Annotated in this window: 28 protein-coding genes; 10 read left to right on the top strand and 18 right to left on the bottom strand. The window is 65.2% G+C overall.

The window, feature by feature from the left end:
* Positions 1 to 5 precede the first annotated feature (5 nt).
* Positions 6 to 1,313 (bottom strand): adenylosuccinate lyase, encoded by a 1,308-nt coding sequence (gene purB / locus NLM15_RS28800; protein ID WP_254121033.1) that lies wholly within the window; start codon positions 1,311 to 1,313, stop codon positions 6 to 8.
* A gap of 571 nt (positions 1,314 to 1,884) precedes the next feature.
* On the opposite strand from purB, the gene NLM15_RS28795 reads away from it, so the two are divergent.
* The gene (locus NLM15_RS28795; protein ID WP_254121032.1) at positions 1,885 to 2,472 is read left to right on the top strand and encodes a TetR family transcriptional regulator; all 588 of its coding nucleotides are present in this window, start codon (positions 1,885 to 1,887) and stop codon (positions 2,470 to 2,472) included.
* A 36-nt stretch (positions 2,473 to 2,508) separates the two neighbouring features.
* Here NLM15_RS28795 and NLM15_RS28790 read toward each other — a convergent pair whose 3' ends face one another.
* The 4 genes from NLM15_RS28790 to NLM15_RS28775 form a co-directional block, all read right to left on the bottom strand.
* The gene (locus NLM15_RS28790; protein ID WP_254121031.1) at positions 2,509 to 2,814 is read right to left on the bottom strand and encodes a hypothetical protein; all 306 of its coding nucleotides are present in this window, start codon (positions 2,812 to 2,814) and stop codon (positions 2,509 to 2,511) included.
* 94 nt (positions 2,815 to 2,908) lie between these two features.
* Entirely contained in the window at positions 2,909 to 3,940 is a 1,032-nt protein-coding gene (locus tag NLM15_RS28785) for an MBL fold metallo-hydrolase (RefSeq protein ID WP_254124472.1), read from the bottom strand.
* Positions 3,941 to 4,110: 170 nt separating this feature from the next.
* Complete coding sequence (locus NLM15_RS28780) at positions 4,111 to 4,761, bottom strand: response regulator transcription factor (protein WP_254121030.1); 651 nt, start codon at positions 4,759 to 4,761, stop codon at positions 4,111 to 4,113.
* Positions 4,762 to 4,768: 7 nt separating this feature from the next.
* Complete coding sequence (locus tag NLM15_RS28775; protein WP_254121028.1) at positions 4,769 to 6,139, bottom strand: sensor histidine kinase; 1,371 nt, start codon at positions 6,137 to 6,139, stop codon at positions 4,769 to 4,771.
* Between the two features lie 199 nt (positions 6,140 to 6,338).
* On the opposite strand from NLM15_RS28775, the gene NLM15_RS28770 reads away from it, so the two are divergent.
* The 5 genes from NLM15_RS28770 to NLM15_RS28750 all read left to right on the top strand — a co-directional run bounded on the left by NLM15_RS28770 (position 6,339) and on the right by NLM15_RS28750 (position 10,678).
* The gene (locus NLM15_RS28770; RefSeq protein WP_254121026.1) at positions 6,339 to 7,109 is read left to right on the top strand and encodes a MotA/TolQ/ExbB proton channel family protein; all 771 of its coding nucleotides are present in this window, start codon (positions 6,339 to 6,341) and stop codon (positions 7,107 to 7,109) included.
* Positions 7,106 to 7,792, top strand: coding sequence for a hypothetical protein (locus NLM15_RS28765; protein ID WP_254121025.1), 687 nt, complete (start codon positions 7,106 to 7,108; stop codon positions 7,790 to 7,792). The genes NLM15_RS28770 and NLM15_RS28765 overlap by 4 nt, the downstream gene beginning before the upstream one ends.
* Positions 7,785 to 8,390 (top strand): hypothetical protein, encoded by a 606-nt coding sequence (locus NLM15_RS28760; protein WP_254121024.1) that lies wholly within the window; start codon positions 7,785 to 7,787, stop codon positions 8,388 to 8,390. Before NLM15_RS28765 ends, NLM15_RS28760 begins: the two co-directional genes overlap by 8 nt.
* 116 nt (positions 8,391 to 8,506) lie before the next feature.
* Positions 8,507 to 9,247 carry a metallophosphoesterase gene (locus NLM15_RS28755; protein WP_254121022.1) on the top strand — a complete coding sequence of 247 codons (741 nt, stop codon included), beginning with the start codon at positions 8,507 to 8,509 and terminating at the stop codon, positions 9,245 to 9,247.
* A gap of 6 nt (positions 9,248 to 9,253) precedes the next feature.
* Positions 9,254 to 10,678, top strand: coding sequence for a bifunctional serine/threonine-protein kinase/universal stress protein (locus NLM15_RS28750; RefSeq protein WP_254121020.1), 1,425 nt, complete (start codon positions 9,254 to 9,256; stop codon positions 10,676 to 10,678).
* 27 nt (positions 10,679 to 10,705) lie between these two features.
* Here the strand turns inward: NLM15_RS28750 and NLM15_RS28745 are convergent, their stop codons facing one another.
* From NLM15_RS28745 to rpe, 5 genes are all read right to left on the bottom strand, one after another.
* Positions 10,706 to 10,897 carry a hypothetical protein gene (locus NLM15_RS28745; RefSeq protein WP_212487404.1) on the bottom strand — a complete coding sequence of 64 codons (192 nt, stop codon included), beginning with the start codon at positions 10,895 to 10,897 and terminating at the stop codon, positions 10,706 to 10,708.
* A 24-nt stretch (positions 10,898 to 10,921) separates the two neighbouring features.
* A complete protein-coding gene (locus tag NLM15_RS28740) occupies positions 10,922 to 11,086 on the bottom strand; it encodes a hypothetical protein (protein WP_254121018.1) in 165 nt (54 codons plus the stop codon).
* A 19-nt stretch (positions 11,087 to 11,105) separates the two neighbouring features.
* The gene (locus NLM15_RS28735) at positions 11,106 to 11,246 is read right to left on the bottom strand and encodes a hypothetical protein (protein WP_254121016.1); all 141 of its coding nucleotides are present in this window, start codon (positions 11,244 to 11,246) and stop codon (positions 11,106 to 11,108) included.
* 90 nt (positions 11,247 to 11,336) lie between these two features.
* The gene (locus NLM15_RS28730) at positions 11,337 to 11,930 is read right to left on the bottom strand and encodes a hypothetical protein (RefSeq protein ID WP_254121014.1); all 594 of its coding nucleotides are present in this window, start codon (positions 11,928 to 11,930) and stop codon (positions 11,337 to 11,339) included.
* Positions 11,931 to 11,979: 49 nt separating this feature from the next.
* Positions 11,980 to 12,681, bottom strand: a complete 702-nt coding sequence (rpe, locus tag NLM15_RS28725) for a ribulose-phosphate 3-epimerase (RefSeq protein WP_254121012.1) — start codon at positions 12,679 to 12,681, stop codon at positions 11,980 to 11,982.
* A gap of 252 nt (positions 12,682 to 12,933) precedes the next feature.
* Between rpe and NLM15_RS28720 the strand changes: the two genes are divergently transcribed.
* Positions 12,934 to 13,713, top strand: coding sequence for an EF-hand domain-containing protein (locus NLM15_RS28720; protein WP_254121010.1), 780 nt, complete (start codon positions 12,934 to 12,936; stop codon positions 13,711 to 13,713).
* A 161-nt stretch (positions 13,714 to 13,874) separates the two neighbouring features.
* Here the strand turns inward: NLM15_RS28720 and NLM15_RS28715 are convergent, their stop codons facing one another.
* Both NLM15_RS28715 and NLM15_RS28710 read right to left on the bottom strand, forming a co-directional pair.
* Positions 13,875 to 14,873 carry a P1 family peptidase gene (locus NLM15_RS28715; protein ID WP_254121008.1) on the bottom strand — a complete coding sequence of 333 codons (999 nt, stop codon included), beginning with the start codon at positions 14,871 to 14,873 and terminating at the stop codon, positions 13,875 to 13,877.
* A gap of 54 nt (positions 14,874 to 14,927) precedes the next feature.
* On the bottom strand, positions 14,928 to 17,780 hold the full coding sequence (locus tag NLM15_RS28710; protein WP_254121006.1) for a PAS domain S-box protein: 2,853 nt from the start codon (positions 17,778 to 17,780) through the stop codon (positions 14,928 to 14,930).
* A 196-nt stretch (positions 17,781 to 17,976) separates the two neighbouring features.
* Between NLM15_RS28710 and NLM15_RS28705 the strand changes: the two genes are divergently transcribed.
* A complete protein-coding gene (locus tag NLM15_RS28705) occupies positions 17,977 to 18,363 on the top strand; it encodes a response regulator (protein WP_254121004.1) in 387 nt (128 codons plus the stop codon).
* A gap of 75 nt (positions 18,364 to 18,438) precedes the next feature.
* On the opposite strand, the gene NLM15_RS28700 is transcribed toward NLM15_RS28705, so the two are convergent.
* From NLM15_RS28700 to NLM15_RS28680, 5 genes are all read right to left on the bottom strand, one after another.
* Positions 18,439 to 19,557: a branched-chain amino acid ABC transporter substrate-binding protein gene (locus tag NLM15_RS28700; RefSeq protein ID WP_254121002.1), complete on the bottom strand. Its 1,119-nt coding sequence runs from the start codon at positions 19,555 to 19,557 to the stop codon at positions 18,439 to 18,441.
* A 173-nt stretch (positions 19,558 to 19,730) separates the two neighbouring features.
* Positions 19,731 to 20,471, bottom strand: coding sequence for an ABC transporter ATP-binding protein (locus NLM15_RS28695; RefSeq protein ID WP_254121000.1), 741 nt, complete (start codon positions 20,469 to 20,471; stop codon positions 19,731 to 19,733).
* Positions 20,468 to 21,313: an ABC transporter ATP-binding protein gene (locus tag NLM15_RS28690; protein ID WP_254120998.1), complete on the bottom strand. Its 846-nt coding sequence runs from the start codon at positions 21,311 to 21,313 to the stop codon at positions 20,468 to 20,470. The genes NLM15_RS28695 and NLM15_RS28690 overlap by 4 nt, the downstream gene beginning before the upstream one ends.
* Positions 21,310 to 22,629 (bottom strand): high-affinity branched-chain amino acid ABC transporter permease LivM, encoded by a 1,320-nt coding sequence (gene livM, locus NLM15_RS28685; protein ID WP_254120996.1) that lies wholly within the window; start codon positions 22,627 to 22,629, stop codon positions 21,310 to 21,312. The genes NLM15_RS28690 and livM overlap by 4 nt, the downstream gene beginning before the upstream one ends.
* Positions 22,630 to 22,638: 9 nt before the next feature.
* Positions 22,639 to 23,556 carry a branched-chain amino acid ABC transporter permease LivH gene (locus NLM15_RS28680; RefSeq protein WP_254120994.1) on the bottom strand — a complete coding sequence of 306 codons (918 nt, stop codon included), beginning with the start codon at positions 23,554 to 23,556 and terminating at the stop codon, positions 22,639 to 22,641.
* Positions 23,557 to 23,845: 289 nt separating this feature from the next.
* On the opposite strand from NLM15_RS28680, the gene NLM15_RS28675 reads away from it, so the two are divergent.
* Together NLM15_RS28675 and NLM15_RS28670 are read left to right on the top strand one after the other, a co-directional pair.
* Positions 23,846 to 24,019: a hypothetical protein gene (locus NLM15_RS28675; RefSeq protein WP_254120992.1), complete on the top strand. Its 174-nt coding sequence runs from the start codon at positions 23,846 to 23,848 to the stop codon at positions 24,017 to 24,019.
* 181 nt (positions 24,020 to 24,200) lie between these two features.
* The gene (locus NLM15_RS28670) at positions 24,201 to 24,737 is read left to right on the top strand and encodes a hypothetical protein (RefSeq protein ID WP_254120990.1); all 537 of its coding nucleotides are present in this window, start codon (positions 24,201 to 24,203) and stop codon (positions 24,735 to 24,737) included.
* Here NLM15_RS28670 and NLM15_RS28665 read toward each other — a convergent pair.
* Entirely contained in the window at positions 24,699 to 25,091 is a 393-nt protein-coding gene (locus tag NLM15_RS28665; RefSeq protein ID WP_254120989.1) for a carboxymuconolactone decarboxylase family protein, read from the bottom strand. The genes NLM15_RS28670 and NLM15_RS28665 overlap by 39 nt on opposite strands.
* Positions 25,092 to 25,174: the final 83 nt, after the last annotated feature.

Raw genomic sequence — 25,174 nt, 5'->3', positions numbered from 1 at the left:
GACGCTCAGCTCTCGCCGAACACGCGCTTGAAGATCGTATCGACGTGCTTGAGGTGGTAGCCGAGGTCGAACAGCTCCTCGAGCTCGGCGTCGTTGAGATACTTCTTCACTTCAGCGTCCTTCTTCAAAAGAACGAGGAAGTCGCCTTCGCCGCGCCAGACCGGCATGGCGTTGCGCTGCACGAGCTTGTAGGCGTCCTCGCGGCTCGCGCCCTTCTGGGTCAGCGCCAGCAGCACGCGCTGCGAGTGCACCAGGCCGCCGAGGCGGTCGAGGTTCTTCTGCATGTTGGCGGGGTACACCAGCAGCTTGTCGATCAGGCCGGCGAGGCGCACCAGCGCGAAATCGAGCGTCACGGTCGCGTCCGGGCCCATCATGCGCTCGGCGGAGGAATGCGAGATGTCGCGCTCGTGCCAGAGCACGACGTTCTCCAGCGCCGGCGTCACATAGGCGCGCACCATGCGGGACAGGCCGGTGAGGTTTTCCGACAGCACCGGGTTGCGCTTGTGCGGCATCGCGGAGGAGCCCTTCTGCCCTTCGGAGAAGAACTCCTCGGCCTCCAGCACCTCGGTGCGCTGCATGTGGCGGATCTCCACCGCGATGCGCTCGACCGAAGAGGCGATGACGCCAAGCACCGAGAAATACATCGCGTGCCGGTCGCGCGGGATCACCTGCGTCGAGATCGGCTCGGGCACGAGACCCATCGCCTTGGCGACGTGCGCTTCGACGCGCGGGTCGATCTGCGCGAAGGTGCCGACGGCGCCGGAGATGGCGCAGGTCGCAACCTCCTTGCGAGCCGCGATCAGGCGCTCCTTGGCGCGGGTGAATTCGGCGTATGCATAAGCGAGCTTGAGGCCGAAGGTGACGGGCTCGGCATGGATGCCGTGGCTGCGGCCGATGGTCGGCGTCATCTTGTGCTCAAAGGCGCGCTTCTTCAGCGCGGCGAGGACCTTGTCGAGATCGGCGAGCAGGAGGTCGGCGGCGCGGGTGAGCTGGACGTTGAGGCAGGTGTCGAGCACGTCGGAGGAGGTCATGCCCTGGTGCACGAAGCGCGCTTCGGGGCCGACGATCTCGGCGAGGTGGGTGAGGAAGGCGATGACGTCGTGCTTGGTCTCGCGCTCGATCTCGTCGATGCGGGCGACGTCGAAAGTGGCATCCTTGGCCTTGGCCCAGACCGTCCTGGCGGCCTCCTTGGGGATCGTCCCGAGCTCCGCGAGGGCGTCCGCCGCATGCGCCTCGATCTCGAACCAGATCTTGAACCGGGTCTGCGGCTCCCAGATCGAGGCCATTTCGGGACGGGTATAGCGGGGGATCATGGGACGGCTCCAGGAAAGGTGGGCGGGCGGCCCGAAGGGGTGCGACCTGCCAAAATGCTTTTTACGCCGTGATTTAACAGAGCGGGCGGGGCGAAACAAACAATCTGGGCCGGGGAAGATGGGGATCGCCGAGCTATCCACCGGGCCGGCCAACCGGGACGACCGCGGCTGGAGCGATCCGTCCGCAAAAATCAGCTGTCAATCACGGATCATTGACTGACAGATATTGAAATCTGTCAGCGAGACGTGTATATCCGTTCCCGGACGCTCCGATTGGGCGTCCCGTGGTCATCCCGCCCGGGGAGCCCGAGGTCCGAAACACTTGTGGATCGCGGGACGTAATTCGGAGGTGGGGACCGCGGACGAATGGAGACTTAAGACAATGACGACCGAAATCATCAACTTCACCGGGACGATTGGGCATTGGCTCAATTTACTGGTGGCGCGCCAGATCGCGGCGCAGGCTGCAAAACTGCCTCATTAAGGCGAGAGCTTTCCGAAACGACCGGCAGGGGCGCTTCGGAAGCAGCTCGATCGCCGGGTGAACCCTGAACGGGAACAAGGTGCTGGCATGAATGAAGCCGTTGTCCTGACGCCGGAGCGGATCCTCGAAGTCACCGAGGACGTTCTGCGGCGCTACGGACTTGCCAAAGCCACCGTGGTTGACGTTGCCCGTGCGCTCGATGTGAGCCACGGCAGCGTCTATCGCCATTTCCCGAGCAAGGCCTCGCTGCGCGAGGCTGTTGCCAAACGCTGGCTGGACCGCATCGACGCGCCGTTGCGCCAGATCGCCGAGGAGAAGGGCGCCGCGCCCGACAGGCTCGATCGCTGGCTGCGCACGCTGTTCGCCGCCAAGCGTTCGCGCGTGCTCGACGACCCCGAGATGTTCGAGACCTATCTGACCCTGGCGCGCGAGGCCTGCGCAGCCGTCAGGTGCCACAAGGACACCATGATCGACCAGATCTCGGCGATCCTGTCCGACGGCGTCAAGCAGGGCGTGTTCGAGGTGGGCGACATCAAGGCGACAGCGCGCGCGCTGTTCGACGCGACCTGCCGCTTCCATCATCCCGCCCATGCCGACGAGTGGAAGGACGCAGATCTGCCTGCGCGGGTCGATGCGACGCTCGCGCTGGTGCTGCGCGGGTTGAAGGCGGCCTAGACCGATACCCTCCCTCCAGAGCGCGTAAGAGCCGATTCAGCCTTTCGCCTTGCGCAGCAGGGTCTCCTCGCGAAGGGGCGCCGAGGGGGCAGATTGTCTCCTCGCGTGAAAAGCGGCACCGGACGCTGGGACAACCGGCGGGCTCTGCGGATATGCATTCACCGCGATTTCGACGGCGTCCTTTGACCGCCTCCGAAGGCGGTAGAAAGTCAGCTCCTGATCGAGTGCGGGGCAGTGGAAGTGGACGACGGCCGTATCCGGTAAGCGGCAGAGTTCGTCGATGAGCTCACCCACCGTGAGGAGCGGATGATCGACGACCGTTCGGTGCATAGCCTTACTCATGGCGCAACTCCTTCACTCTGCTGCTAACCAAAGCGCGACGGTGTCGGTTCCATTCCGCTCGCCCGAAGCGCTGGATAAAGATGCGAATTGCGCGCTACAGCGCGGATCCCGACCGCAAGCTGCGCGACCGCAATATGCCGAACGGGTCTTGGCGCCCGGCCAGTCTGCGATACGTTGCAAGGTCGTCAAGCGTCGGACCCTCCCCACGTCTGGCATTCCCACTCGTTCCAACCGAAATCGACGTGCCGAGGCCGGCATAGAGATAGTTGTCGCCGAACGCCTTCTTGAGCGCGGCAAAAGTCGGCTCACCGGTGCAATGTCCTGGTGCTACGGCGTCGACCTTGAACCTGTCCTTCAGAGCGCTCACGACTTTTGCGATGGCCTCGTCAGGTGCGACGACCAGATGAAATCCGCCTGCGATGAGATGAATCCTGGGATTGATGATGCTTGCCGCCTCGACGATGCGCTCGATCCCGGGGTGCGAACAACCGACCAGAAGGATTACACCGTCTGCCGTGTTGACAGCCAAGGACAGCTCCTTGAGCTCTCTTGTCCCGGGCGCGTCGGAGATCAGCGAAATGAGCGTGATACCGGGAGCAATCTCGGTCGTCTGATCGATCAGCTCGAAGTTCGCGTTGGCCCATGCCGAGCCAAACTTCATCACTGCCGGGGGCTTGCCTCCATAGTACCGCATCTCCGGCGGCAAGGCCTCGTCCTTCCGGTAGAAGCCGGAAGGCAGCGAAGAGCCGTAGATGCCAAACCCTTCCTTCGGCGCGTAGATCTTGACGGTCGGATTGACGCTCAGGACGTAGGACAGACCCGCCATGTGATCGGAGTGGCGGTGCGAAAGAACGACAAAGTCGAGGCCCGAGAGATCGACGCCCTTGGCTTTCACGTTTGCCGCGAAGATTTCGGGATCGTTACCCGTATCGAACAAGATGCGTTTTCCCGCGACTTCGACGAGGGCGGAAAAACCCCAGTCCTTTGTCATCGCGTCATTCGTGCCGAAGGCGTCGTAAAGAATGGTGATCTGGTCTTTCGCCTCGGTTGCTGCGCATTCGGTGGTTCCGGTCGCGAAAACGGTGAAGGCGATCAGTGCCGCAAGAAGACTGTCCCTGATGGTCATGGAAGCGTCTCCTGCTGTTGTGCGAAACATACAACGGGAACGAGGGGGCTTCGATGCCGTGCCGGCGATCGAGCCTAGCACAATCTGAGGGAGGCTGCAGACCTTCGTTGGGGCAGCAGAGCTTTGATGAGGGGCCTTGGGAACTTATGCGAGCAGGCCGTCGCTAAGCTTTAAATCCTCGTCAGCCCGCAGCTCGCCGCCAGCCGCACGAGCTGCGCGTCGGTGCGCGCGCCGGTCTTGGTCTTGATCAGGTAGTGATAGTTCTGCACCGTCTTGACGCTGAGATTGAGATGCGCAGCAATCTGCTCGGTGGTCGCGCCGCCCGCGAATTGGCGCAGGATCTCGATCTCGCGCTCACCCAGCTGATCCAGCGCCGAGCCTGCCGACAGGCTGTCCTCGGCCAGAATATGGGCGATGTCGTCGCTCATGGCACGCTCGCCGCGCGCGACGCTGCGGATCGCGGTGACGACCGCGGATGGCTCGCTGCTCTTGGTGACGAAGCCACTGGCGCCCGCGCCGAAGGCGGCTTTCACCAGCACGGCTTCGTTGTGCATGGTGAAGACGAGGATGCGCGCCCGCGGGCTGCGCGCGCGGATGTTGCGGATCGCCTCCAGCCCGCTCGCCCCGGGCATCGAGATATCAAGCACGACGACGTCGGGGTCGTGCGTCTTGAAGGCGCCGTAGGCGTCCGCCGCATTGTCGGCTTCCGCCACGACATGGAGATCGCCCTGACTCTCCAGCACGCGCCGGTAGCCTTGCCGCACGATCGGATGGTCGTCGACCAGCAGCACGGAGATGCCTGTTGCCGCAACCTCGCTCATGCCTTCCTCACGCGGCAAGCGGAATGGTGGCGGCGACGCTGAGGCCGCGATTGGCGGGGAGGATCGACAAGGATCCGCCTGCTGCCGCGACCCGCTCGCGGATGCCGGTGAGACCGAAGCCGGCCGACTGCGCCACGCGCGCCGCATCGCCGCCGCCGTCGTCCTCGACGCGGATCAGCAACGCGTCGTCGTCACCGGCGCGCCGCTCGATGCGCAAGGAGATCTCGCGCGCCGAGCTGTGGCGCAGTGCGTTGGTCAGGCATTCCTGGGCCACGCGATAGGCGGTGGTGGCGGCCGGGCCGCTGATGTCGGTGAGGTCGCCCTTGACGTCGAGCCGGATGGTCGGCTGCGCCGCGCTTTGCGAGCGCCAGCTGTCCACCAGATTCACGAGGCTCGCTTCCAGCCCGAGCTCCTCGGGCAGGGGATTGCGCAGGCGTTTGAGCGCATCGCGCAGCGAGGCCATCAGATGATGGGTGGCCTGAGAGATCATGCGCGCGTCCTGCGCGATACCGTTGTCCTTGCTCTCCTTCGCGCTCGCCATTTCGATCGTGTTCGCGAAGGCGAGGATGGCGGAGAGATTTTGGCCGAACTCGTCGTGCAGCTCGCGGGCGAGCGCACGGCGTTCGTCGTCGCGGATCTCGATCAGCCGCCTTGTCAGCGCCGCGCGTTGTTCGGTGGCTTCCTCCAATCGACCGCCAAGCTCGCCGACGGCGCTGCCGATCATCGCCAGCTCCATCGAGCGGAAGCGCGGGAGCTTGGTGCGATACTGGCCCCGTGCCATGCGCTGGAGCGCGGTGACGATGGTGCGCGCCGGCGCCAGCGCGTGCGCGATCGCAACCGACGCCAGGAGCGCGATCGCCGCCGCCATCAGCAGCGCGACATCGACCACGTTGAGGAGATACTCCCAGGCAAGCGAGATGGCCGCTGCGGCATCCGGCGTCGCGACGACCGTTCCGGCAGATGCGGCGCGGGGGCTGACGGGCCTTATCACTTCGGCATGGCTGCCGAGGAAGACGGGGACTATTGCGGCGAACCAGTGCGGCGGCGTCTTGCCCAGCCCCACGCTCTGGCCGCAGAGCGGCCTTTCGAATGCGATGGCCGGCTGGAACTCGACGCAGACGCCGGGCGAGATCAGCTTCATCGTCTCCAGCGTGCGCCACTCCGGAACCGGCAAGAGCTGCTCGCGGGTTCTGCTGCTGCGCAACAAGAACTCGTGCCAGTACAGTGCCTGAAGCGCCTGCGCGACCCGCTGCGCCGAGGCCGCAGTCGCCCGGTCGACGCTGCGATAGGCGTCGAACGTGGCCCAGACAGTCGCAGCGCCAAGGCAGAGCGCGACGATGAGAAGCAGACGGGCGACAAGCTGAAGCACGAGGCGCATGCGATCATCCCCGACGTTTGGTAAGGTCAGCCTAACAACGCCGCCGCGCCTTGCCAATTGCGGGAGCGGCAGGATTTGCTGCTCGGGCAAATTTCCCAAGCCGGATTGGGCATGGCTCTTTGGACCGGGCGCGGCGGCTTTGATCTAATGGGTGAGGAATCGTTGCAGGCGAATCCCTGCAGGTCAGGAGCAGTGCAGCATGAGTTCGATGACGATTGGACCGATCGCGGGCCAGGCTGCCGACCCATCCGAGCGTAGCGCGCTGCTGTTCTGGATGATCTTCACAGGGCTGTCGATCTTCGCCGTCGTGCTGCTGTGGCGGTTCGGCCTGATCCGCTTGATGCTGACATCGGACCGGACCTACATTTCCAGCGTCATCGCGCTGCTCTATGTCCTGACCTGCGGCCACTGCTTCCTGCGGACGCGGGCGATCGCCCGTGAAGGCGCGGCGGCGCGGCGTTGCCGCGAGGCGCTCGCGGCGCCCGGCGGCAGCAAGGTGCTCGATGCCGGCACGGCGAAGCTGCCGCGCGGGCTGGTGCGGGACCATATCGAGAGCCTCGTGACGAAAGCGGCCGCGCAGGACTACCGGCCGGTCGACCAGACGCTGCTGCTGCGGAATCTCGCCGACCGGCTGCGCGGCTCCAACGGGTTCGGCGCCTTCGTCTCCGACACGCTGATGAAGCTCGGCCTGCTCGGCACCATCATCGGCTTCATCATCATGCTGGCGCCGATCGCGGGGCTGGACGCCGCCGACAAGGTCGCGATGCGCTCCTCGATGGGGCTGATGAGCGACGGCATGGCGGTCGCGATGTACACGACGCTGGCGGGCCTCGTCGGCTCGATCCTGGTCCGCATCCAGTATTACATGCTGGATTCCGCGACCCAGCGAGTGTTCTCGGATGCGGTGGTGCTGACCGAGACCTATGTGACGCCGGTGCTGGAGCGTAAAGGCGCCGGAACATCGTCATGATGGATGATTTCGGTCTCTATCCGCGCGAGGAGCCTTTCGACCCTTTGGGCGTGATGCTGTTCAAGGCGCTCCAGGTGATCGCCTTCCTGTTCTTTCTCGCCCTGCTTGCGGTCTCGCCCGATGCAAAGGACGGCAAGATCGACTCCAAGGCCGAGTTCATGATCACGCTGGACTGGCCGGACAACCACCCCGACGATCTCGACCTGTTCGTGCAGGACCCTGCCGGCAACGTTGCCTGGTATCGTCACCGCGAGGCCGGCTTCCTCACGCTCGACCGCGACGATCGCGGCGGGGCCAACGACTTCATCATGGTCGCCGGCAAGAAGATTGCCTCGCCCATCCGCGAGGAGATCGTCACGCTGCGCGGCATCCTCGCCGGCGAATACACGGTGAACGTCTCGCATTTCGTCGCGACGACCGGCGAGCCCGTGACGGCCAATGTGAAGGTGCAGAAGCTCAATCCGACGGCGCAGGTGGTCTTCGACAATAAGTTCACGCTCGACCACACCGGCGATGAGAAGACCGCGGTGCGATTCCGGCTCGACACGGAGGGCAAGGTCGTCGATGTGAATCAGCGGCCGAAATCGCTGCTCGAGACGTTCCGCAGCAGCTGGCGCAACGGCGCCGATCTCGACCCGAGGACCGGTGTGAGCAGTAACGCCAAGAGGATACGCCGTGACTAATCTGCCAACGGTCATCCTCACGCTGTCGGTCGCCTATGCCGTGATCGGCGCACTGCTGCTGGTCGTGCTGGTCTATGCGCGGCTGCACTGGTCGCTGAAGGCGGTCGCGGTGGTCGTGACCAGCGCCTTCTATGTCGTCAGCTTCACGGAGATGCGCGGGCTGCTTGGCTGGGCCAGCACAGACAGGCTGCCGGCCACCTTCAAGCTGCTGAAGGCCCGCATCGTCGAGCCGCATTCGCTGGAGGGCGATCCCGGCTCGATCTATCTCTGGGTCGAGCAGCTCGACGAGGACAATCGACCGAGCGGCATCCCGCGCGCCTTTCGTGTGCCCTACAATGACCGGCTGGCCGACAAGACCCATGCGGCGGAGAACGAGATCGCATTGGGACATCCGCAAGGCGGCCGCGCCGCCGATTTCGGCGGCGGCGACGGCAGCCTGATCGATATGGTCCGGGAATATGTGACGCCGAAGACCATTTTGGAGACCACCGGCGGCGATTCCTCGACCGGCGAATTCCTGGCACCGCCGGCCGGCGCGCAGGGCGCCGTGTTCACGCCGATCCCGCCGCCCCGGATGCCGCCGAAGGACGAGCAATAGGCCCTTCACCATTGCGTCAGGCTAGCGCTGGAAAACGGACCGGCGCTGGCGCATCTTCTTGACGTCCCTCAATTTGGCCTTATCGGCTCCCGATAAGGTTTGAGGGTGGAGGGTGCGTGCTTCTCGCTGTCTTCTCGGATATCCACGGCAACCGGCAGGCGTTCGAGGCCTGTCTGAAGGTGGCCCGCGCGAAGGGCGCGGAGCGGTTCGTCCTGCTCGGCGACTTCGTCGGCTATGGCGCCGACCCGGAATGGGTCGTGGATACCGCGATGGAGCTGGTCGGGGAGGGCGCCATCGCCGTCCGCGGCAATCATGACGAGGCGGTCAACACCACGACCGAGGCCATGAATGCGGAGGCGCAGATCGCGATCGAATGGACGCGCGGGCGACTCGACGTCGCGCAGCGGCGGTTCCTCGCCGAACTGCCGATGCTGGTGGAGGACGCCGATCTCCTGTTCGTGCATTCGGAAGCCTCCAGCCCGCAGCGCTGGCACTATGTCCGTTCGACGGCGGATGCCGCCAAGAGCCTGATATCGACGCCCGCCCATGTCACCTTCTGCGGCCACATCCACCGTCCGGCGCTTTATTCGATGTCGGTGACGGCGAAGATGACGGGCCTCGTGCCCAAGACCGACGTCTCCGTGCCGCTGCTGCGCGGGCGGCAATGGCTGGCCGTGCTGGGCTCGGTCGGCCAGCCTCGCGATGGCGATCCATCCGCGGCCTTCGTGCTGTTCGACACCGTGTCGTGTCAGATCACCTATTGCCGCGCGCCCTATGACATCCAGACCGCTGCGAGCCGCATCCGCGAGAACGGCTTGCCGCATTGGCTGGCCGACCGGCTGTCGCAGGGGCGCTAGAGGCCGATGCCGCAATCCCTGGTCAAATCGGGCGCCGAGATCGACGGCTACACTATCGGCGAATGCGTCCATGCCGGCGGCATGGCGACGCTGTGGACCGTCACCCATCCCGGCATCGACGTGCCGCTGCTGATGAAGATTCCGCGGGTGTCGGAGGGCGAGGATCCCGCCGCGATCGTCTCCTTCGAGATGGAGATGATGATCCTGCCGCGGCTCGCGGGACCGCACGTTCCGTCCTGTTTCGGCACCGGCGATTTCGCCCATCAGGCCTATGCCGTAATCGAGCGTATCGTCGGCACCACGCTCTACAAGCGGCTGCCGGACCTGCCGCTGCCTTATGACGAGGCGCGGCAGCTCGTCGCCAAGGTCGCGACCGCGCTCGCCGATCTGCACCGGCAGAACGTGATCCATCATGACATCAAGCCGAGCAGCATCATGTTCCGCGACTCTGGCGAGGCGGTGCTGATCGACTACGGCCTGTCGCATCACGACCACCTGCCTGATCTGCTGCAGGAGGAATTCCGCCTGCCTTACGGCACCGCGCCCTACATGGCTCCCGAGCGATTACTGGGGGTGCGCGACGATCCGCGCAGCGATCTGTTTTCGCTCGGCGTGCTGCTCTATTTCTTCACCACCGGCGAGCGGCCGTTCGGCGAGGGCGAGACGCTGCGCGCGATGCGGCGCCGGCTCTGGCGCGATCCGCATCCGCCGCGCGGCCTGCGCGCGGACTATCCGCCCTGGCTCCAGGAGATCGTGCTGCGGTGTCTCGAGATCGAGCCGGTGTGGCGCTATCCGACCGCCTCCCAGCTTGCCTTCGATCTGGCCCATCCGGATCAGGTCAAGCTCACCGCGCGTTCGGAACGGTTGAAGCGCGATCCCCTCAGCGTGGCCTGGCGGCGGCGCTTCAACCAGGGCGTGATGGCGCCGCGCGCGAAATCGGACGTCGCCGCGCAAATCGCCTCCAGCCCGATCCTCGCGGTGGCGCTCGACACGGTGGAAGGCGCGGGCGAACTGAACGAGGCGCTGCGCGTGACGACCGAGCGCATTCTCGCGACGCTGCCCTCGGCGCGGCTCGCCTGCGTCAACGTGCTCAAGCTCAACCGCATCGCGATCGACCGGACGCTCGACGAGCAGGGCTCCAACAAGCATATCGACCGTCTGGTCGCGCTCAGGCATTGGGCGACGCCGCTCAAGCTGGATGAGAGCCGGTTGTCGGTCCACGTGCTGGAAGCCGTCGACCCCGCCGCGGCGCTCCTGGAGTTCGCCGAGGTCAACCAGGTCGACCACGTCATCATCGGCGCGCGGCAGAGCTCGTTCCGCCGCACGCTGCTGGGCAGCGTCTCGGCGAAGGTAGCCTCGGAAGCCGCCTGCACCGTCACCGTGGTGCGGCCGCCGCGGATGGCTGGGGATGCGGATGAGGCGGCCGGATAGGGCCGCGCCCCTGGATCTTGGAAGAGATCAGGCCGCGTGGGCGGCGTGGACCGAACGCTTGCGGCGGATCGGCCAGCAGAATTGCGGGCCGGGCTCGCCGTGATCCGCGCTGCCGCCGAAATACTGGATGATCTCGCGGCAGGGCTCGCAGTTGAAGAGGTTACGCGACGCGGATGCCTTGGTCATTTCCTTCAGGCAGTTCGGGCAGTGCGGTTTCATCAGGCAAGAGTCCGATCAAGAATTTCAATACCGGCGCGGTGACCGGAACGGGTAGTCCGGGTCCGCCGTCTCGGGCCCGGTGTCGTCGCGCATCTCGCCTTCGGTGCGTTCGAGCTGACCGAAGAAATAGTCGAGGTCAGGATGCGGGCGCCGCGGGATGCGACACCTGCGCTTCGGCTGACGTTTCACGAGCGCGATCCGCACGGGCTCACGCCCGGTGCGGGTTGCGACGGACGATGCGGGCCGAACGTGCCGGGACCTGCACCGGTCCGGCCGACGGGCCAAACACAACAAACGCACAAAAACCAAGCCACAACGCCACGCCAGTCCAAACCAGGGTCGTCGTCATGATGTGCTCCCGCGAAAACAGGCAAGAATCACTAGCAGTGATTTGCGCGAATCAGGGAAGTCCGGAGGAGTACGGACTGAGGTTGCAATCTTAACAATTGCGCGCTGCTGCGACCGTAAGAGCCGCAGTTTTTCGCGTGTGCTGCATCTTTCCCGTGCGCGCGCCTTCGAGAATATCCCGAACGCGCGGAGCGTCTCGAACACAGCGAAACCCGTAGCGGCCAGTGTAGTCGGTATAGGGCGAACGGGTCGATCGCCCCGACGCGAAGTTGAGGTGGCCGGCGCCACGGCCGATGTCGAGGATTTCAAGGACTGCGTCCATGGCCTCGAACGGCGTCTGGCTCACCGTCCGTCTGCCCCAGGCCGTTCGCAGGATCAGCGCGCGGCGATCGGTGATCAGATAGAGCGTCTGCAGGTCTTGCAGCAGCAGCACCAGCGGAGCCGCAACCATCGCAACTCCGAGCATCGCGAGAGGATGGGCCGCCTGGTCGATCCAATCGTTCCTGACGGCGACGACGGTCAGCAACAGCCAGGGGAACCCGATCCACCACAGAAATCGCCACATCATCATCCGGGCGACGCCGTCGGGCCGGCCCTGCCAGACCACGTGCTCGCCGTCCTGCAAGGCCTCGGCGAGCAGGCGCCGCAAGCCTGCGGAAAACGGAGTGGCGCGGATTTCATCCATTGCCATTGGTCGCAGCGGCCACAAGGCCGGTTCGGACCGCGAATGGCCGTCAGATGGCCTCGCCGCGCGCCCCTAGCGCCGCGTTGCGGATCGCGGCGATGTTGGTCTTGTAGGCGTCCTGCGTGCCGCCCCTGAACACGGAGGTGCCGGCGACGAAGGCGTTGGCGCCGGCTGCGGCGAGGGGGCCTGCGACGTCGGGGCCAACACCGCCATCGACCTCGATGTCGATCGGCCTGCCCGCCGTCATCGCGCGGATGTCGCGGATCTTGGAGATCGCGGAGGGGATGAAGGCCTGACCGCCGAAGCCGGGATTGACCGACATCACCAGCACGAGGTCGACGAGGTCAATGACGTATTCGAGCACGCTAATCGGCGTGCCCGGGTTGAGCGAGACGCCGGCCTTCTTGCCGAGCGCGCGGATCGCCTGCAGCGAGCGGTGCAGATGGGGACCCGCTTCCGCATGCACGGTGATGTGGTCGCAGCCGGCCTTGGCGAAGGCCTCGAGATAGGGATCGCAGGGCGAGATCATCAGATGCGCGTCAAAAATCTTCTTGGTGTGCGGGCGCATCGCCTTGATGACGTCGGGGCCGTAGGAGATGTTGGGCACGAAGTGCCCGTCCATCACGTCGAGATGGATCCAGTCGGCGCCGGCGGCGTCCACCGCGCGCACCTCCTCGCCGAGCTTTGAGAAGTCCGAGGCCAGGATCGAGGGCGCGATTGCCAGGGGGCGGGGGGCGAAGGCTTGGGTCATGGCGCGGTTTCCCGTGGCGGCCGTGAAGGATGGACCTCGCCTAACATGGGCCTCCACGCCGGGCAATGCAGGGGTAGCGTGCTTCCTGTGGGCGGAAATTTCTGCCGCGACCGGCATGAATTGCCGGTGTTCCCTCGCCGCGCCAAGCGCGGCGAAGTCGGATTTCATTGAGCTTTTTACGCTGGCACGACGCTTGCTGACTTCATCTCCAGAACCTTGGCCGCGGCGTGCCGCATCGGTTGGAGTTGTGCAATGTTGTTTGCCCTTGGCGCCGTATCGAGTGCGCTCGATGCGATCCAGTCGCTGACGAACTCGAAGTCGTCCTCGTCGACCCAGAAGACGGGCTCTTCGCAAGGCGCGACCAATCCGTTCGCGATCGACAGCGGCAGCAGCAGCACGACCAGCGGTGCGACCTCGTCGGTCAATGCGGGCAAATATCCGCAGATCTCGCCGGAGACGATGAACGCGCTGTTCGCGGCGCAAAGCCAGTCGACGGACAGCGCCGGCAGTGCAACGACCTCGTCGAGCTCGAGCTCCTCGACGTCAACGAGCCGTGACGCAGCGCTCAAGGATCTGTTCTCGCAGATCGACGCGGACGGCGACGGCAGCATCACTAAGTCCGAATTCGAGAACGCGCTCGGCGCCGGCGGCACCAACCTCGCGCAGGCCGACGACGTCTTCTCGAAGATGGATTCGAATTCGGACGGCAGCGTGAGCCTGGACGAGATGTCGAAGGCGCTGAAGAGCGGCCATCACGGTCACCACGCGCAAGGCGCGGGCGACTCCGGCGATGGATCGGATTCCTCGTCGAAGTCCGGCGGCGGATCGACCTCGACCACGACGACCGCGGCCGACGGCTCGACCACCACCACCGTCACCTATGCCGACGGCTTCAAGATGTCGACGACGGTCCCCGGCGCTTCTTCTCGTAATTCGGCCTACGATCTGTTCGCGCAGTTGATGCAGCAGCAAGGCGGGCAGGGACAGGGCGCCTCAACGGCAGCCGGCTCGTCCATGTCGATGAGCGTTTGAGCGAGAGTTCTCTCCACACATGAAGCTGTCCTGCCCCGGCTTGACCGGGGCATCCAGTACGCCGCGCCCTCTCGGTTCCATCACGCCCGTCTCTGGAATACTGGATCGCCCGGTCTTCGCCGGGCGATGACACGCGTTGCGTGGCAGGAGGCGAATGCCCCTTACCCGCCAAACCGGTCCTTCCACGCCGGCAGCGCGCCGGGGAACGGCAGGGCTGTCGCGCTGTAGACGCCGCGTGCGACCGCGCGCGCGACCACGTTGGCGGCGACCGTGCCGAGCTCGGTGAGGCCGACCAACGGCTCGATCGGCTTCTCGCCGGTCGCGGCCGCGAACAGCACGTCGCCGTCGGTTGGGGCATGCACCGGGTAGATGGCGCGGGCAAAGCCGGTGTGCGCGATCATCGCAAGCCGCTTGGCCTGGGGTTTGGTCAGCACCGCGTCGGTGACGACGGCGCCGATGGTGGTATTTTCGCGCGCGCTCGCAGCGGGACCACCCTTGATGCGCATGCGGAGCATGTCGTCGGTGAACTTGTCGGGCAGGCCGCGCCCGCCGAATTCGCCTGCTACCTCGAACGGCGCCGCCCAGAACCACGGCCCGTTACCGACCGTGACGGTGCCCACCGCGTTGACGGCGACGATCGCCGCGACCTTGACGCCATCAGGTGTCACCGCCGAGGCCGAGCCGAGCCCGCCCTTGAACGTCGCAGTTGTGGCACCGAGGCCGGCGCCGGCGCTGCCGAGCGCGAAGTCGGCGCCGGCTGCGGCCGCCGCTGCGTAGCCGAGGTCACGGTAGGGCGAGAAGCGTCCCCAGGCCTTGTCACCGCCGTTGAGGAGATCGAACAGGATTGCGCCTGGCACGATCGGGATCAGCGCTTCGCGAACCCGGTGGCCGCGGCCCTGCTCGGCGAGCCAGGCCTGCACGCCGCCGCCGGTATCGAGGCCAAAGGCGGAGCCGCCCGACAGCGCGATCGCGTCGACACGCTCGACGGTGTTGGCGAGATCGAGCAGCGCGTCCTCGCGCGTGCCGGGCCCGCCGCCGCGAACGTCGATCGCCGCGACCGCGGGGGCATCGAAGATGATCGCAGTCGCGCCGGAGGCAACTTTGGCATCCTCGGCATGGCCGACGCGGACGCCGGCGATATCGGTGAGCAGATTTTTCAAGGCCGGCACTCCATGCGCTTCACGCACCAGCGATAGCGCACTGATGCAGCAGGCTCAACTCGCCAGCGCGGTCCTGAGCATCTTGGCAAGCTCGGATTTGCGGTAGGGCTTGGCCAGCAGCAGCACGCCGGAATCGAGCCGGCCGTGATGGACGATGGCGTTCTCGGTGTAGCCCGAGGTGAACAGCGTCTTCAGGTCGGGACGCCGTCGCGCCGCCTCGTCCGCGAGCTGGCGGCCGTTCATGTGGCCCGGCATGATGATGTCGGTGAAGAGCAGGTCGATCCCCTTGTCGGCATCGATGATGGTGAGGGCTTCGGCCGCGTTGGCGGCCTCGAGCGCGGCATAACCGAGGCTCTTGATCTGGGTCACGACGTATTGCCGCACCAGCGCGTCGTCCTCGACGATCAGGATCTTCTCGTCGCCGCCGGTGATGGGCACGTTCTGGAGCGCCTCGAACTCGGCCTCTTGCGCGCCGCTCGAGCGCGGCAGGTAGATCTTCACGCTCGTGCCGTGACCCTCCTCGCTGTAGATCTTGATGTGGCCGCCGGACTGCTTGACGAAGCCGAACACCATGCTGAGCCCGAGGCCAGTGCCCTTGCCGACCTCCTTGGTGGTGAAGAACGGGTCGAACACCCGCTCGACCAGGTCCGGCGGAATGCCCGTGCCGGTGTCGCTGACCGCGATCATCACATAGCTGCCGGCGACGACATCGGGATTCATGCTGGCATAGCCGTCGTCGAGGAAGATGTTGCGGGTCTCCAGCACCAGGGTGCCGCCGTCCGGCATGGCGTCGCGCGCGTTCAGCGCGAGATTGAGGATCGCGGTGGAAAGCTGGCCCGGGTCGACCAGCGCCGGCCAGGCATCCTCGGTGAGCTGCGGCATGATGGTGATCTGCTCGCCGAGGGTCGGGTGCAGCAGCTTGGCGGCCTCGAGCGCCAGCGCATTGACGTCGATTTCGCGCGGCTGGAGCGGCTGCTTGCGGGCAAAGGCGAGCAGGTGCTTGGTCAGTTGCGCGCCGCGCTCGGCGGCGTCGTCGATCAGCTTGGTGATGGCGGCGAGCTCGGGACGGTCGGCCACCGCATCCGCGAGGATGCCGATCGTGCCGGTGATGACGGTCAGTACGTTGTTGAAATCGTGAGCGACGCCGCCGGTTAGCTGGCCGATGGAGTCCATCTTCTGGACCTGCCTGAGCTGGGCTTCTGCGGCCTGCTTCTCGGTGAGGTCGCGGCCGATGAAGAAATGGCGCTTCACCGGCTCCGACCAGGTGCCCATCCAGTTCAGCGTCACCTCGTGACCGTCGTAATGGTAGTAGCGCGCCTCGAAGCTGCGCTTGACGGCGCCACGCCGCGCCGCGCGCATCTCGCCCCGCGTCTTGTCGAGGTCATCGGGGTGAATGAACTCGATGGCGCTGTGCCCGATCATGTCCTCCGGCTTGAACCCGAGGATGTCCTTCACGCTGGGGCTGATCTGGATGAAATTGCCGTAACCGTCCGTGACGAGGATCAGGTCCTGCGAGGTCTCGAAGATGCGCTGGCGCTCCTCGATCTCGCGGTTGAGGGCGGATTCCGCCCGCTTCCGTTCGGTGATGTCGCGGGCGACCTTGGAGGCGCCGATGATCTTGCCGTCGGTCGATCGCAGCGGGACCTGGCTCAGCAAGACGTCGATCGGCTGGCCGTTCTTGTGCAGCCGCACGGTCTCGTGCTGGTCGATGACCTCGCCGTTGCGGGTGCGGGCCAGCATTTCGGCGACTTCCTCGCGCTGCCCCTCGGGCATGATGATGTCGACCTGGCGGCCGATCGCCTCGTTGGCGGAGTAGCCGAAGACGCGCTCGGCCGCGTTGTTCCAGGACGTGATGGTGCCGTCGAGCGACTTGGTGATGATGGCGTCGTTGGAGGATTCGACGACGGCGCTGAACAGCCGCTCGCGCTCGGCATAATAGTTCCGCTCCGAGCTCGACTGCCGCTGCAGCGCGCCGACCATGCCTGCCGTATTGGCCTGAAGGCGCACGTTCTCGATGAGCAGCACCGCGAGCACGAAGCTCGACGCGCCGAGGCCGTAGAGCCGGCCGGCATAGAACCCGAGGTCGAAACGGGCGACGTTGACGATCGCCGACAGCGCGATGTCGAACAGCCAGGCGCACATCGTGACCATCAGCCAGACGTCGATCACCGTGTGCGGCTTGCGAAACCACAGCGTGACCAGCGCCGCGAAGCTCAGGGACCACACGAACGACACCACGCCGATCATGGTGGTGGTGTAGTGGCCGTCCTTGAGCAGCACCGGCAGCAGGCCGTGCTGCGCAGTCACCAGCCAGGCGAAGACGGTCATCGCGACGATCACGCCGGCCACGGAGAGTGCTATCGCGGAAGCTGTCGAGCCTTCAATCCTGCTGCCGCCATTGCCGTCCTTCAGCCAGGCATAGGACAGCACGAACAGCGGGAAACCGCCGTGCCAGATCATGTAGAGCCAGACGGTGGTCTGCGGGCCTGCACCGAACAATCCGGCCGGGGCGAACAGTCCGGGGAAGGTGAGGGCATGGGTCACCGCGGCGGCCGCGGTGAACAGATAGCCGGTCGCCAGCAGCAGCAGCCCGCGGCTGCGCAGTACGGCGAACTGCGACAGCAGCAGAACGGCGGTGATGATGTCGCTGACGGCGAGCGCCGACTGGTAGCTCGCCACGAAGGCCGGCACCTGTACGAGCGGCATTCCTGCAAAGGGTACCGCCAGCGCGAACAGGATCGCGCTGACGCCGACGATTGCCAATGCCGCGGTGCGATCGCTCCGCGTAGCCGGCAAGGTCGACAGGAATGTGCTTCGGTCGTTGGGCGCTAGCACGTCGATCTCTCGTAAGCCGGCATGATGACCTCCTACGTCAATCCCTTCCGGCCGGGAAGCCGTTACCTTCATGGTAGCGCGCTCCGGGCGCGCATCCTGACAGAAAGCGGGTGCGACTCAACCGACGGTTACAGCTTACTTAACCTGGAGGGGGACTCGGAACGGGTAATCGGTAAGAGGTGCTTTACTAGGATCGACTCATACTGCCTTGCCGTCCCTTTGCGGTGAATTGAACCAAATAATGATATGAATCCGGGAGTTGTTCCCTATGCCCCGTGTCCTCATTGTCGACGACCAGAAGGACGTCCGCGCCATGGTCGCGATCGTGCTTCGGGTCAACCGGTTCGACGTGGTCGAGGCCGATAGCGGCGCGGCGGGCCTGAAGGCCTTCAGCGAGGACGCCTTCGATGCTGCGATTGTCGACATTTTCCTGGCCGATACGAGCGGCGTCGACGTCATGGTGGCCATTCGCGAGCGAGTTCCCGGGTTTCCGATCGTCGCGGTCTCCGGAATGACCGCGCTGGATTTCATGGGCGAGGCGCCTGGTCTGGCCGACGTGGTATGTCTGCAAAAGCCGTTTCGGCCGAACGATCTCCTGCAAGCACTGCGGAAGGCTCAGGCTGCGGCGGGCGGCGAGCTCTCCGCAGCGGTCTGACCGTACGGCAAAAGAAAACGCCCCGGCGAACCGGGGCGTTGGGATCGATCTGGTTAAAAGGTCAGGCATCCTGTCTCAGGTGCCGTTGCCCTTGATCTCGGCGTAGCCGCCCTTGGCGTCCCACTTGTAGACGACATAGTCGAGCTGCTTGATGTCGCCCTTGGCGTCATACTCGATCGGGCCGATCACGGTGTCCCACTTGCCGGCCTTGATCGCCGCCATGACCTTCTTGGCGTCAGTGGTGTTGGCCTTCTTCGCCGCCTGCGACCAGACCTGCATCGCCGCGTAGGTGTAGAGCGTGTAGCCCTCGGGGTCGATGTTCTTGGCCTTGAAGGCGTCGACGATCTTCTTCGCGGTCGGCTTGTTGCGCGGATCGGGGCCGAAGGTGAACAGCGTGCCTTCGCCGGCCGGGCCGGTGATGGAGGCGTACTCCTTGTCGGCGAGCGCATCGCCGGCCATCAGGATCGTCTTGAGGCCCTGGTCACGCATCTGGCGCAGGATCAGGCCGCTCTCCTGATGGTAGCCGCCGACATAGACGAGGTCGATGTTGTCGCGCTTCAGGCGCGAGACGATCGCGTTGAAGTCCTTGTCGCCCTTGTTGTAGGACTCGTACATCTTCTCGGTGATGCCGGCCTTGTTGAGCGCCTTCTTGGTCTCATCGGCGAGACCCTTGCCGTAGGTGGTCTTGTCGTTGAGGATGGCGATGTTCTTGCCCTTGTAGTTCTTGGCGATGTACTGCGCGGCAACCAGGCCCTGCTGGTCGTCGCGGCCGCAGACGCGCGCCACGTTCCACAGCCCGCTATCGGTGAACTTCGGGTTGGTGGAGGCCGGCGTGATCTGGAGTACGTTGCCGTCGGCATACGCTTCGGAGGCGGGGATCGACGACGACGAGCAATAGTGCCCGGCGACGAACGGGATTTTCGCGCCGGCGATCTTCTCGGCGATCGAGCGTGCCTGTTTCGGGTCGCAGGCGTCGTCCTCGACGGTGAGCGCGAGCTTCTTGCCGTTGACGCCGCCGGCGGCGTTGATGTCAGCCACGGCCATCTCGGCGCCGTTCTTCATCTGGCGGCCGAAGGCGGACTCGCCGCCGGTCATCGGGCCTGCGACTGCGACGGTGACATCCTGCGCGAACGCCGCGCTCGACAGCGCGAGCGACGCGCCGAATGCCAGACCGATGAGCTTCAGTGATTTCATGAGATACCTCGCGGGTGGTCGCCTGTGGAAGTTGCCGGGTTCGCCCCGGTTCAAACCGGCGCCATTCTTGAATGAATCCTGGGAGAAGTCACCGGCAAAATACGGGCATTGGCGGAGATATCTCGCCACATTCGGCCGCACGTGCTCCGCACCGGGGGCCGCTCTGGGCAGCCTCAGCCGTGCCGGCCGCCTTCCAGGTATGCGGCGCGAATCTCGGGGCGCTGCAACAACTCGGCGCCGGTCCCGGCCAGCGTGATCAGGCCGTTGACCATGACGTAGCCGCGATGGGCGAGCTTCAGCGCATGGTTGGCGTTCTGCTCGACGATCAGCACGGTCAGGCCGTCCTGCCGGTTGAGGGTGCGGATCGCATCGAAGATCTGGCGGGCGATCAAAGGCGCCAGGCCGAGAGAGGGCTCGTCGAGCAGAAGCAGGCGGGGACGGCTCATCAGGGCGCGGCCGATTGCCAGCATCTGCTGCTCGCCGCCGGACAGCGTTCCGCCGCGCTGGGCGTAGCGCTCCTTCAGGCGCGGAAACAGCGTGAACACGCGTTGCAGCGTGGCCTCGCGTTCCGCGTCCGTGCATCCGGTGGCGTCCGCCCCCATCTGGAGGTTTTCCGCCACGCTCATGCGCGGGAAGATGCGGCGGCCTTCCGGCGATTGCGCGATTCGCAGATGTGCGATCTCATGGGTCGGAACGTCGGTGATGTCGCGGCCTTCGTACAGGATCTGGCCGGAGCGGGCGCGCGGCTTGCCGAAGATCGTCATCATCAGCGTCGACTTGCCGGCGCCGTTGGCGCCGATCAGGGCGACGATCTCACCGGCATTGATCTCGACGTCGACGCCTTTCAGCGCCTCGATCTTGCCATAGGCGGCGCGCAGCCCGCGGATCGCGAGCAGGGGAGCCGGCGACGTCACGACCCGCTCTCCATCACTGCTACGGCCTCTTCCTCGTCGGTGCCGAGATAGGCCGCGATCACCTTGGGATCGTCGCGGATCTCGCGCGGCGAGCCTTCCGCGATCTTGACGCCATGGTCCATCACCACGATCTGGTCGGAGATCTCCATCACCACCGACATATCGTGCTCGATCAGCAGGATCGAGGTGCCGAGCTCGTTGCGGATCGAGAGCAGGAGCTCGCTCAAGGCGGCGCTCTCGCGCGCGTTGAGACCTGCGGCGGGCTCGTCCAGGCACAGCAGCGCGGGCTCGGTGCACATCGCGCGCGCGATCTCGAGCCGGCGCTGGTCGCCATAGGCGAGATTGCCGGCCGCGTCGTCGGCCCGATCGAGCAGATGGACCCGCCTGAGCCAGTCGGTGGCGAGATCGATCGCGCGCTTTTCGGCCTCCCGGTAAACCGGGGCGCCGACGAGGCCCAGGAAGGTGAAGCCGGAGGCGCGCATCAACGCGTTGTGCTGCGCCACCATCAGGTTTTCCAGCGCGGTCATGCCGGGAAACAGGCGGATGTTCTGGAAGGTGCGCGCCACCCTGGCCTGCTTGGCGATTCGGAAATCGTTGAGCCGCTCCAGCGCGACCACCTTGCCGTCGTCATGGGTGAGGCGAATGGCGCCGCCGCTCGGCTTGTAGAAGCCGGTGATACAATTGAACACGGTGGTCTTGCCGGCGCCGTTCGGTCCGATCAGCGCGGTGATCTTCTTCCGTTCGGCCGCAAACGACAGGTCCTGCACGGCAACGATGCCGCCGAAACGCATGGTCAGCCGGTCGACGCCAAGAATCTTGTCGCTGGTCTTGTCGCCGCTCATCCGTGCCCTTCCTTGACGAGGTCGGAGGAGATCGCCTGCGCCTTGGTCAGATACACGGTCGGTGCGCGATGGCCGATCAGGCCGCGCGGCCGCCAGATCATGATCAGCACCATGGCCATGCCGAACACCAGCATGCGGTAGGTCTCGAGGCTGCGGAACAGCTCGAAGCCGCCGATCATGGCGAGCGCAGCGAGCGCGACGCCGAGCTGCGAGCCCATGCCGCCGAGCACGACGATGGCGAGCACCAGCGCCGATTCCTGGAAGGTGAAGGATTCCGGGCTGATGAAGCCCTGGCGCGTTGCGAAGAACGCGCCGGCGAAGCCGCCGAACATGGCGCCGGTCGCGAACGCCGTGAGCTTGGTGGTCGTGGTGTTGATGCCGAGCGCGCGGCAGGCGACCTCGTCCTCGCGCAGGGCTTCCCATGCGCGGCCGATCGGCAGGCGACGCAGCCGGATCGTCACCCAGTTGGTGAGCAGCGCGAGCGCCAGGATCAGGTAGAACAGGAAGACGATGCGGTGGGTCGGCGAATATTCGATGCCGAGTTTTGCCGCGAGCCCGTTGTCGCTGTTGTCGAGCGGGATGCCGAAGAAGGAGGGGCGCGGAATGCTGGAAACCCCGTTGGGCCCGCCGGTGAGTTCCTGCCAGTTGATGATGACGAGGCGGATGATCTCGCCGAAGGCGAGCGTCACGATGGCGAGATAGTCGCCGCGCAGGCGCAGCACGGGGAAGCCGAGCAGCACGCCCCAGAACGCGGCGAGGATGCCGGCAAGCGGCAGGCAGACCCAGAACGACCAGCCGAAATTGGTCGCAAGCAGCGCATAGGAATAAGCACCCACCGCATAAAAGGCGACGTAGCCGAGATCGAGCAGGCCGGCGAGCCCGACCACGACGTTGAGGCCCCAGCCCAGCATCACGTAGGTGAGCACGAGGATCGCGAGATCCAGGATGTAGCGCTGGTCATAGAAGATGACCGGCACCAGCAGCGTGAAGATCAGGAGCGCGGGTGCGAGGTAGCGGCCGACGAACGATATTCCGCTCTGCACCGCCGGCGGCACCAGCTTCTCTGCGCCGGTCGGGCCGATCCATTGCCTGAGCAGTTCGATCACGATCGAGCCGCCGAACACGGCGGCCACGAGGGAGGCGACCTCGCCGAAGCGCGTCCAATAGGTGAGCTGGCCGTCGGAACCCGCTTCGGTGCGGATGCCGACCATCAGCGAGAACAGCACCAGCGCGATCAGGGCGTTGATGAAGGCCGTCTTCAGGAGAGCGGGGATGCCCGTTGCAGGTTTGGCCGTGTTGGTCGAGGGAGCTGTCACGCGTGACCGTCAGACTTTTTCGACTTCGGGACGGCCGAGCAGGCCGGTCGGCATGAAGATCAGCACGACGATCAGGATCGAGAACGCCGCGACGTCCTTGTACTCGACCGAGAAATAGGCCGACCAGAACGTCTCGATCAGGCCGATCGCGAGACCGCCCAGCATGGCGCCAGGCAGCGAGCCGATGCCGCCGAGCACGGCCGCCGTGAACGCCTTGATGCCGGCGACGAAGCCCATGAAGAAATCCACCAGGCCGTAATAGAGCAGGTACATCAGGCCCGCGACCGCGGCGAGCGCGGCGCCGATCACGAAGGTCATGGAGATGGTGCGGTCGACGTTGACGCCGAGCAGCGCCGCCATGGTCTGGTCCTGCTCGCAGGCGCGCATGTCGCGCCCGAGGCGGGTGCGCGACACCAGCCAGGTGAAGAGCGCCAGCAGCACGATGGTGGTGACGACCACCATGATCTGGATGTTGGAGAGCTGGATGACGAAGCCGTCCGTGCTCTCATGCAGGGTGTAGCCGCCGGTGATGAAGGGCGGGATCGGCTTGACGCGCGCGCCCTGCGCCACCTGCGAGTAATTGGTCAGCACGAAGGACATGCCGATCGCCGACAGCATCGGGGCGAGGCGGAAGGAATGACGCAGAGGCCGGTAGGCGATGCGCTCGATGGTCCAGCCATAGAGCGCAGTGATCGCCATCGCGACCAGCAGCACCACCAGCAGGATCACCGGGATCGCAGTCAGGCCGAGCGAGACCAGGATCAGGAAGGTGATCAGGGCGATGAAGCCGCCGATCATGAAGACATCGCCATGGGCGAAATTGATCATGCCGACGATGCCGTAGACCATCGTATAACCGATGGCGATCAGGCCGTAGATCGAGCCCAGAACGAGACCGTTGATGAGCTGCTGGGCGAAATAATCCATGGGCTGCCGTTACCAAACCTGACGCGGCTCAAAGGGAGCTATTCGAGAGAGTGTGCTTGAGTTTCTTCTCGGGCCCCGGCAGCCCCTAAGCTTTCTTCTCGTTTTGTAACAGGAGGGAACTGGCGGCTGCAACTGGCCGGGCATCGACATAAGGGCTTGTACAGAGGTCATTTCATTACGAATGTCATCTCCGGGGTTCCGCAGCTGCGAGGAACCGGGTTCCGCACAGCAACCAAAGTGGATGGCGGCCGTTGTCTCCCCTCTGACGTCTAACAAGGGAGTTTCCCCCATGACGAAGCAGCAGAACCAGAATCCGGGCCAGCAGTCTCAGAACCCCGGCCAGCAGCGCCCCGGGCAGCAGCAGGGCGGCGGCCAGAAACCCGGACAGCAGCAGCAGGATCCGCAGCGCCAGAGCGAAAAGCCCGGCCAGCAGCAGGGCGGCCAGCACGGTCAGGACAATTAGTTTGGGAGCAAAGGAGGGCGGGGCCCGCCGAAAGGCGGGGCCTTTTTTCTTTGGACAGGCCCGCCCGGCGGGCCGGTTAAGGTAAACAAAGGGTTTAAATTGCCGCCATAGTCTGATGCGAGTTAGCTCCCCGCAAAGCCTTCCCATTGAAGGCGCGTAAGCTGGCGAAGCGGGAAGCGGCATGTTCAGGAATTGGCGGATCGGCTCGGTCAACGGCGCGCTGCTGGCGGCCTATTTCATTCCGGCCTGGACCCTGGTCGCCTTCAACATCTTCATGGCACCGGTGCACGGCCTCTATGAGCGGCCGAGTGTCGCGGTGGCGCTGTTCCTCAGCGACCATCTCCAGATGGCGGGGATGGACACGGTGCGAGCCGCCTGGCTGCTGGCGCTGGGCCGGCTGACGGTCGTTGCGTTCTTCGCCATCTATCTGGTGCTGCTGTGCATCCCTCGTGTCCGCAAGAACGGCGGCAGCGACGAGGCGCTCGGCATTGCGCTGGCAATCGGCAGCATCATCTCGTTCGCGAGCATGGTGATGGCCTCGAAGGTCGGCGAGCTGGCCGCACTCCGCCTGCACGCCACCGAGCTGCTGCTCTTGCTCGGTGCCGCCATCGTCGTGGTGATCGAACGGCCGGACCCGGCGCCCAAGATCGTTCAGGAGACCGTCGAGACCGCAGCGCCGCTAGGTCTTGAGCAGGCCGAGCTCCTGCACAATCGCTGAGGCTTCCTTGACGGCGTGGTTCACCGCCGGCACGCCGCAGTAGATCGCCTGCTGCAGCAGGATTTCCTTGATGTCGTCGGGGGTGAAGCCACCCTCGGCGAGCGCCGCGCGCACATGCAGACGGAATTCGTCCCACTGCCCCAGCGCGACCATGGTGCCGATCACGAGCACGCGCCGCGTGCGCTCGTCGAAATGCGGCCGTGTCCAGATCTCACCCCAGGCATAGCGCGTGATCATGTCCTGGAAATCGGTGTTGAACGCGTTGCGACCCGCGATCGACTTGTCGACCCAGGCATTGCCCAGCACTTTCCGGCGCACGTTCATGCCGGCATCGCGGCGCTTCTGGTCGTCCATGGTCTATCCTCCTCTCCGTCATTGCGAGGAGCGTAGCGACGAAGCAATCCAGTCTGTCACCGCAGAGGGATTTCTGGATTGCT

Origin of the sequence: Bradyrhizobium sp. CCGB20, from assembly GCF_024199855.1 — a bacterium.
Classification (GTDB): domain Bacteria; phylum Pseudomonadota; class Alphaproteobacteria; order Rhizobiales; family Xanthobacteraceae; genus Bradyrhizobium.
The sequence above is the reverse complement of the archived record's forward strand: the minus strand, read 5'-3'. Positions and strand labels throughout refer to the sequence as shown.

Bases quoted from the DNA above. Each gene is read 5' to 3' on its own strand.
- purB (WP_254121033.1), bottom strand. From the start codon at position 1,313: ATGATCCCCCGCTATACCCGTCCCGAAATGGCCTCGATCTGGGAGCCG.
- NLM15_RS28795 (WP_254121032.1), top strand. From the start codon at position 1,885: ATGAATGAAGCCGTTGTCCTGACGCCGGAGCGGATCCTCGAAGTCACC.
- NLM15_RS28790 (WP_254121031.1), bottom strand. From the start codon at position 2,814: ATGAGTAAGGCTATGCACCGAACGGTCGTCGATCATCCGCTCCTCACG.
- NLM15_RS28785 (WP_254124472.1), bottom strand. From the start codon at position 3,940: ATGACCATCAGGGACAGTCTTCTTGCGGCACTGATCGCCTTCACCGTT.
- NLM15_RS28780 (WP_254121030.1), bottom strand. From the start codon at position 4,761: ATGAGCGAGGTTGCGGCAACAGGCATCTCCGTGCTGCTGGTCGACGAC.
- NLM15_RS28775 (WP_254121028.1), bottom strand. From the start codon at position 6,139: ATGCGCCTCGTGCTTCAGCTTGTCGCCCGTCTGCTTCTCATCGTCGCG.
- NLM15_RS28770 (WP_254121026.1), top strand. From the start codon at position 6,339: ATGAGTTCGATGACGATTGGACCGATCGCGGGCCAGGCTGCCGACCCA.
- NLM15_RS28765 (WP_254121025.1), top strand. From the start codon at position 7,106: ATGATGGATGATTTCGGTCTCTATCCGCGCGAGGAGCCTTTCGACCCT.
- NLM15_RS28750 (WP_254121020.1), top strand. From the start codon at position 9,254: ATGCCGCAATCCCTGGTCAAATCGGGCGCCGAGATCGACGGCTACACT.
- NLM15_RS28745 (WP_212487404.1), bottom strand. From the start codon at position 10,897: ATGAAACCGCACTGCCCGAACTGCCTGAAGGAAATGACCAAGGCATCC.
- NLM15_RS28735 (WP_254121016.1), bottom strand. From the start codon at position 11,246: ATGACGACGACCCTGGTTTGGACTGGCGTGGCGTTGTGGCTTGGTTTT.
- NLM15_RS28730 (WP_254121014.1), bottom strand. From the start codon at position 11,930: ATGGATGAAATCCGCGCCACTCCGTTTTCCGCAGGCTTGCGGCGCCTG.
- rpe (WP_254121012.1), bottom strand. From the start codon at position 12,681: ATGACCCAAGCCTTCGCCCCCCGCCCCCTGGCAATCGCGCCCTCGATC.
- NLM15_RS28720 (WP_254121010.1), top strand. From the start codon at position 12,934: ATGTTGTTTGCCCTTGGCGCCGTATCGAGTGCGCTCGATGCGATCCAG.
- NLM15_RS28710 (WP_254121006.1), bottom strand. From the start codon at position 17,780: ATGAAGGTAACGGCTTCCCGGCCGGAAGGGATTGACGTAGGAGGTCAT.
- NLM15_RS28705 (WP_254121004.1), top strand. From the start codon at position 17,977: ATGCCCCGTGTCCTCATTGTCGACGACCAGAAGGACGTCCGCGCCATG.
- NLM15_RS28700 (WP_254121002.1), bottom strand. From the start codon at position 19,557: ATGAAATCACTGAAGCTCATCGGTCTGGCATTCGGCGCGTCGCTCGCG.
- NLM15_RS28690 (WP_254120998.1), bottom strand. From the start codon at position 21,313: ATGAGCGGCGACAAGACCAGCGACAAGATTCTTGGCGTCGACCGGCTG.
- NLM15_RS28680 (WP_254120994.1), bottom strand. From the start codon at position 23,556: ATGGATTATTTCGCCCAGCAGCTCATCAACGGTCTCGTTCTGGGCTCG.
- NLM15_RS28675 (WP_254120992.1), top strand. From the start codon at position 23,846: ATGACGAAGCAGCAGAACCAGAATCCGGGCCAGCAGTCTCAGAACCCC.
- NLM15_RS28670 (WP_254120990.1), top strand. From the start codon at position 24,201: ATGTTCAGGAATTGGCGGATCGGCTCGGTCAACGGCGCGCTGCTGGCG.
- NLM15_RS28665 (WP_254120989.1), bottom strand. From the start codon at position 25,091: ATGGACGACCAGAAGCGCCGCGATGCCGGCATGAACGTGCGCCGGAAA.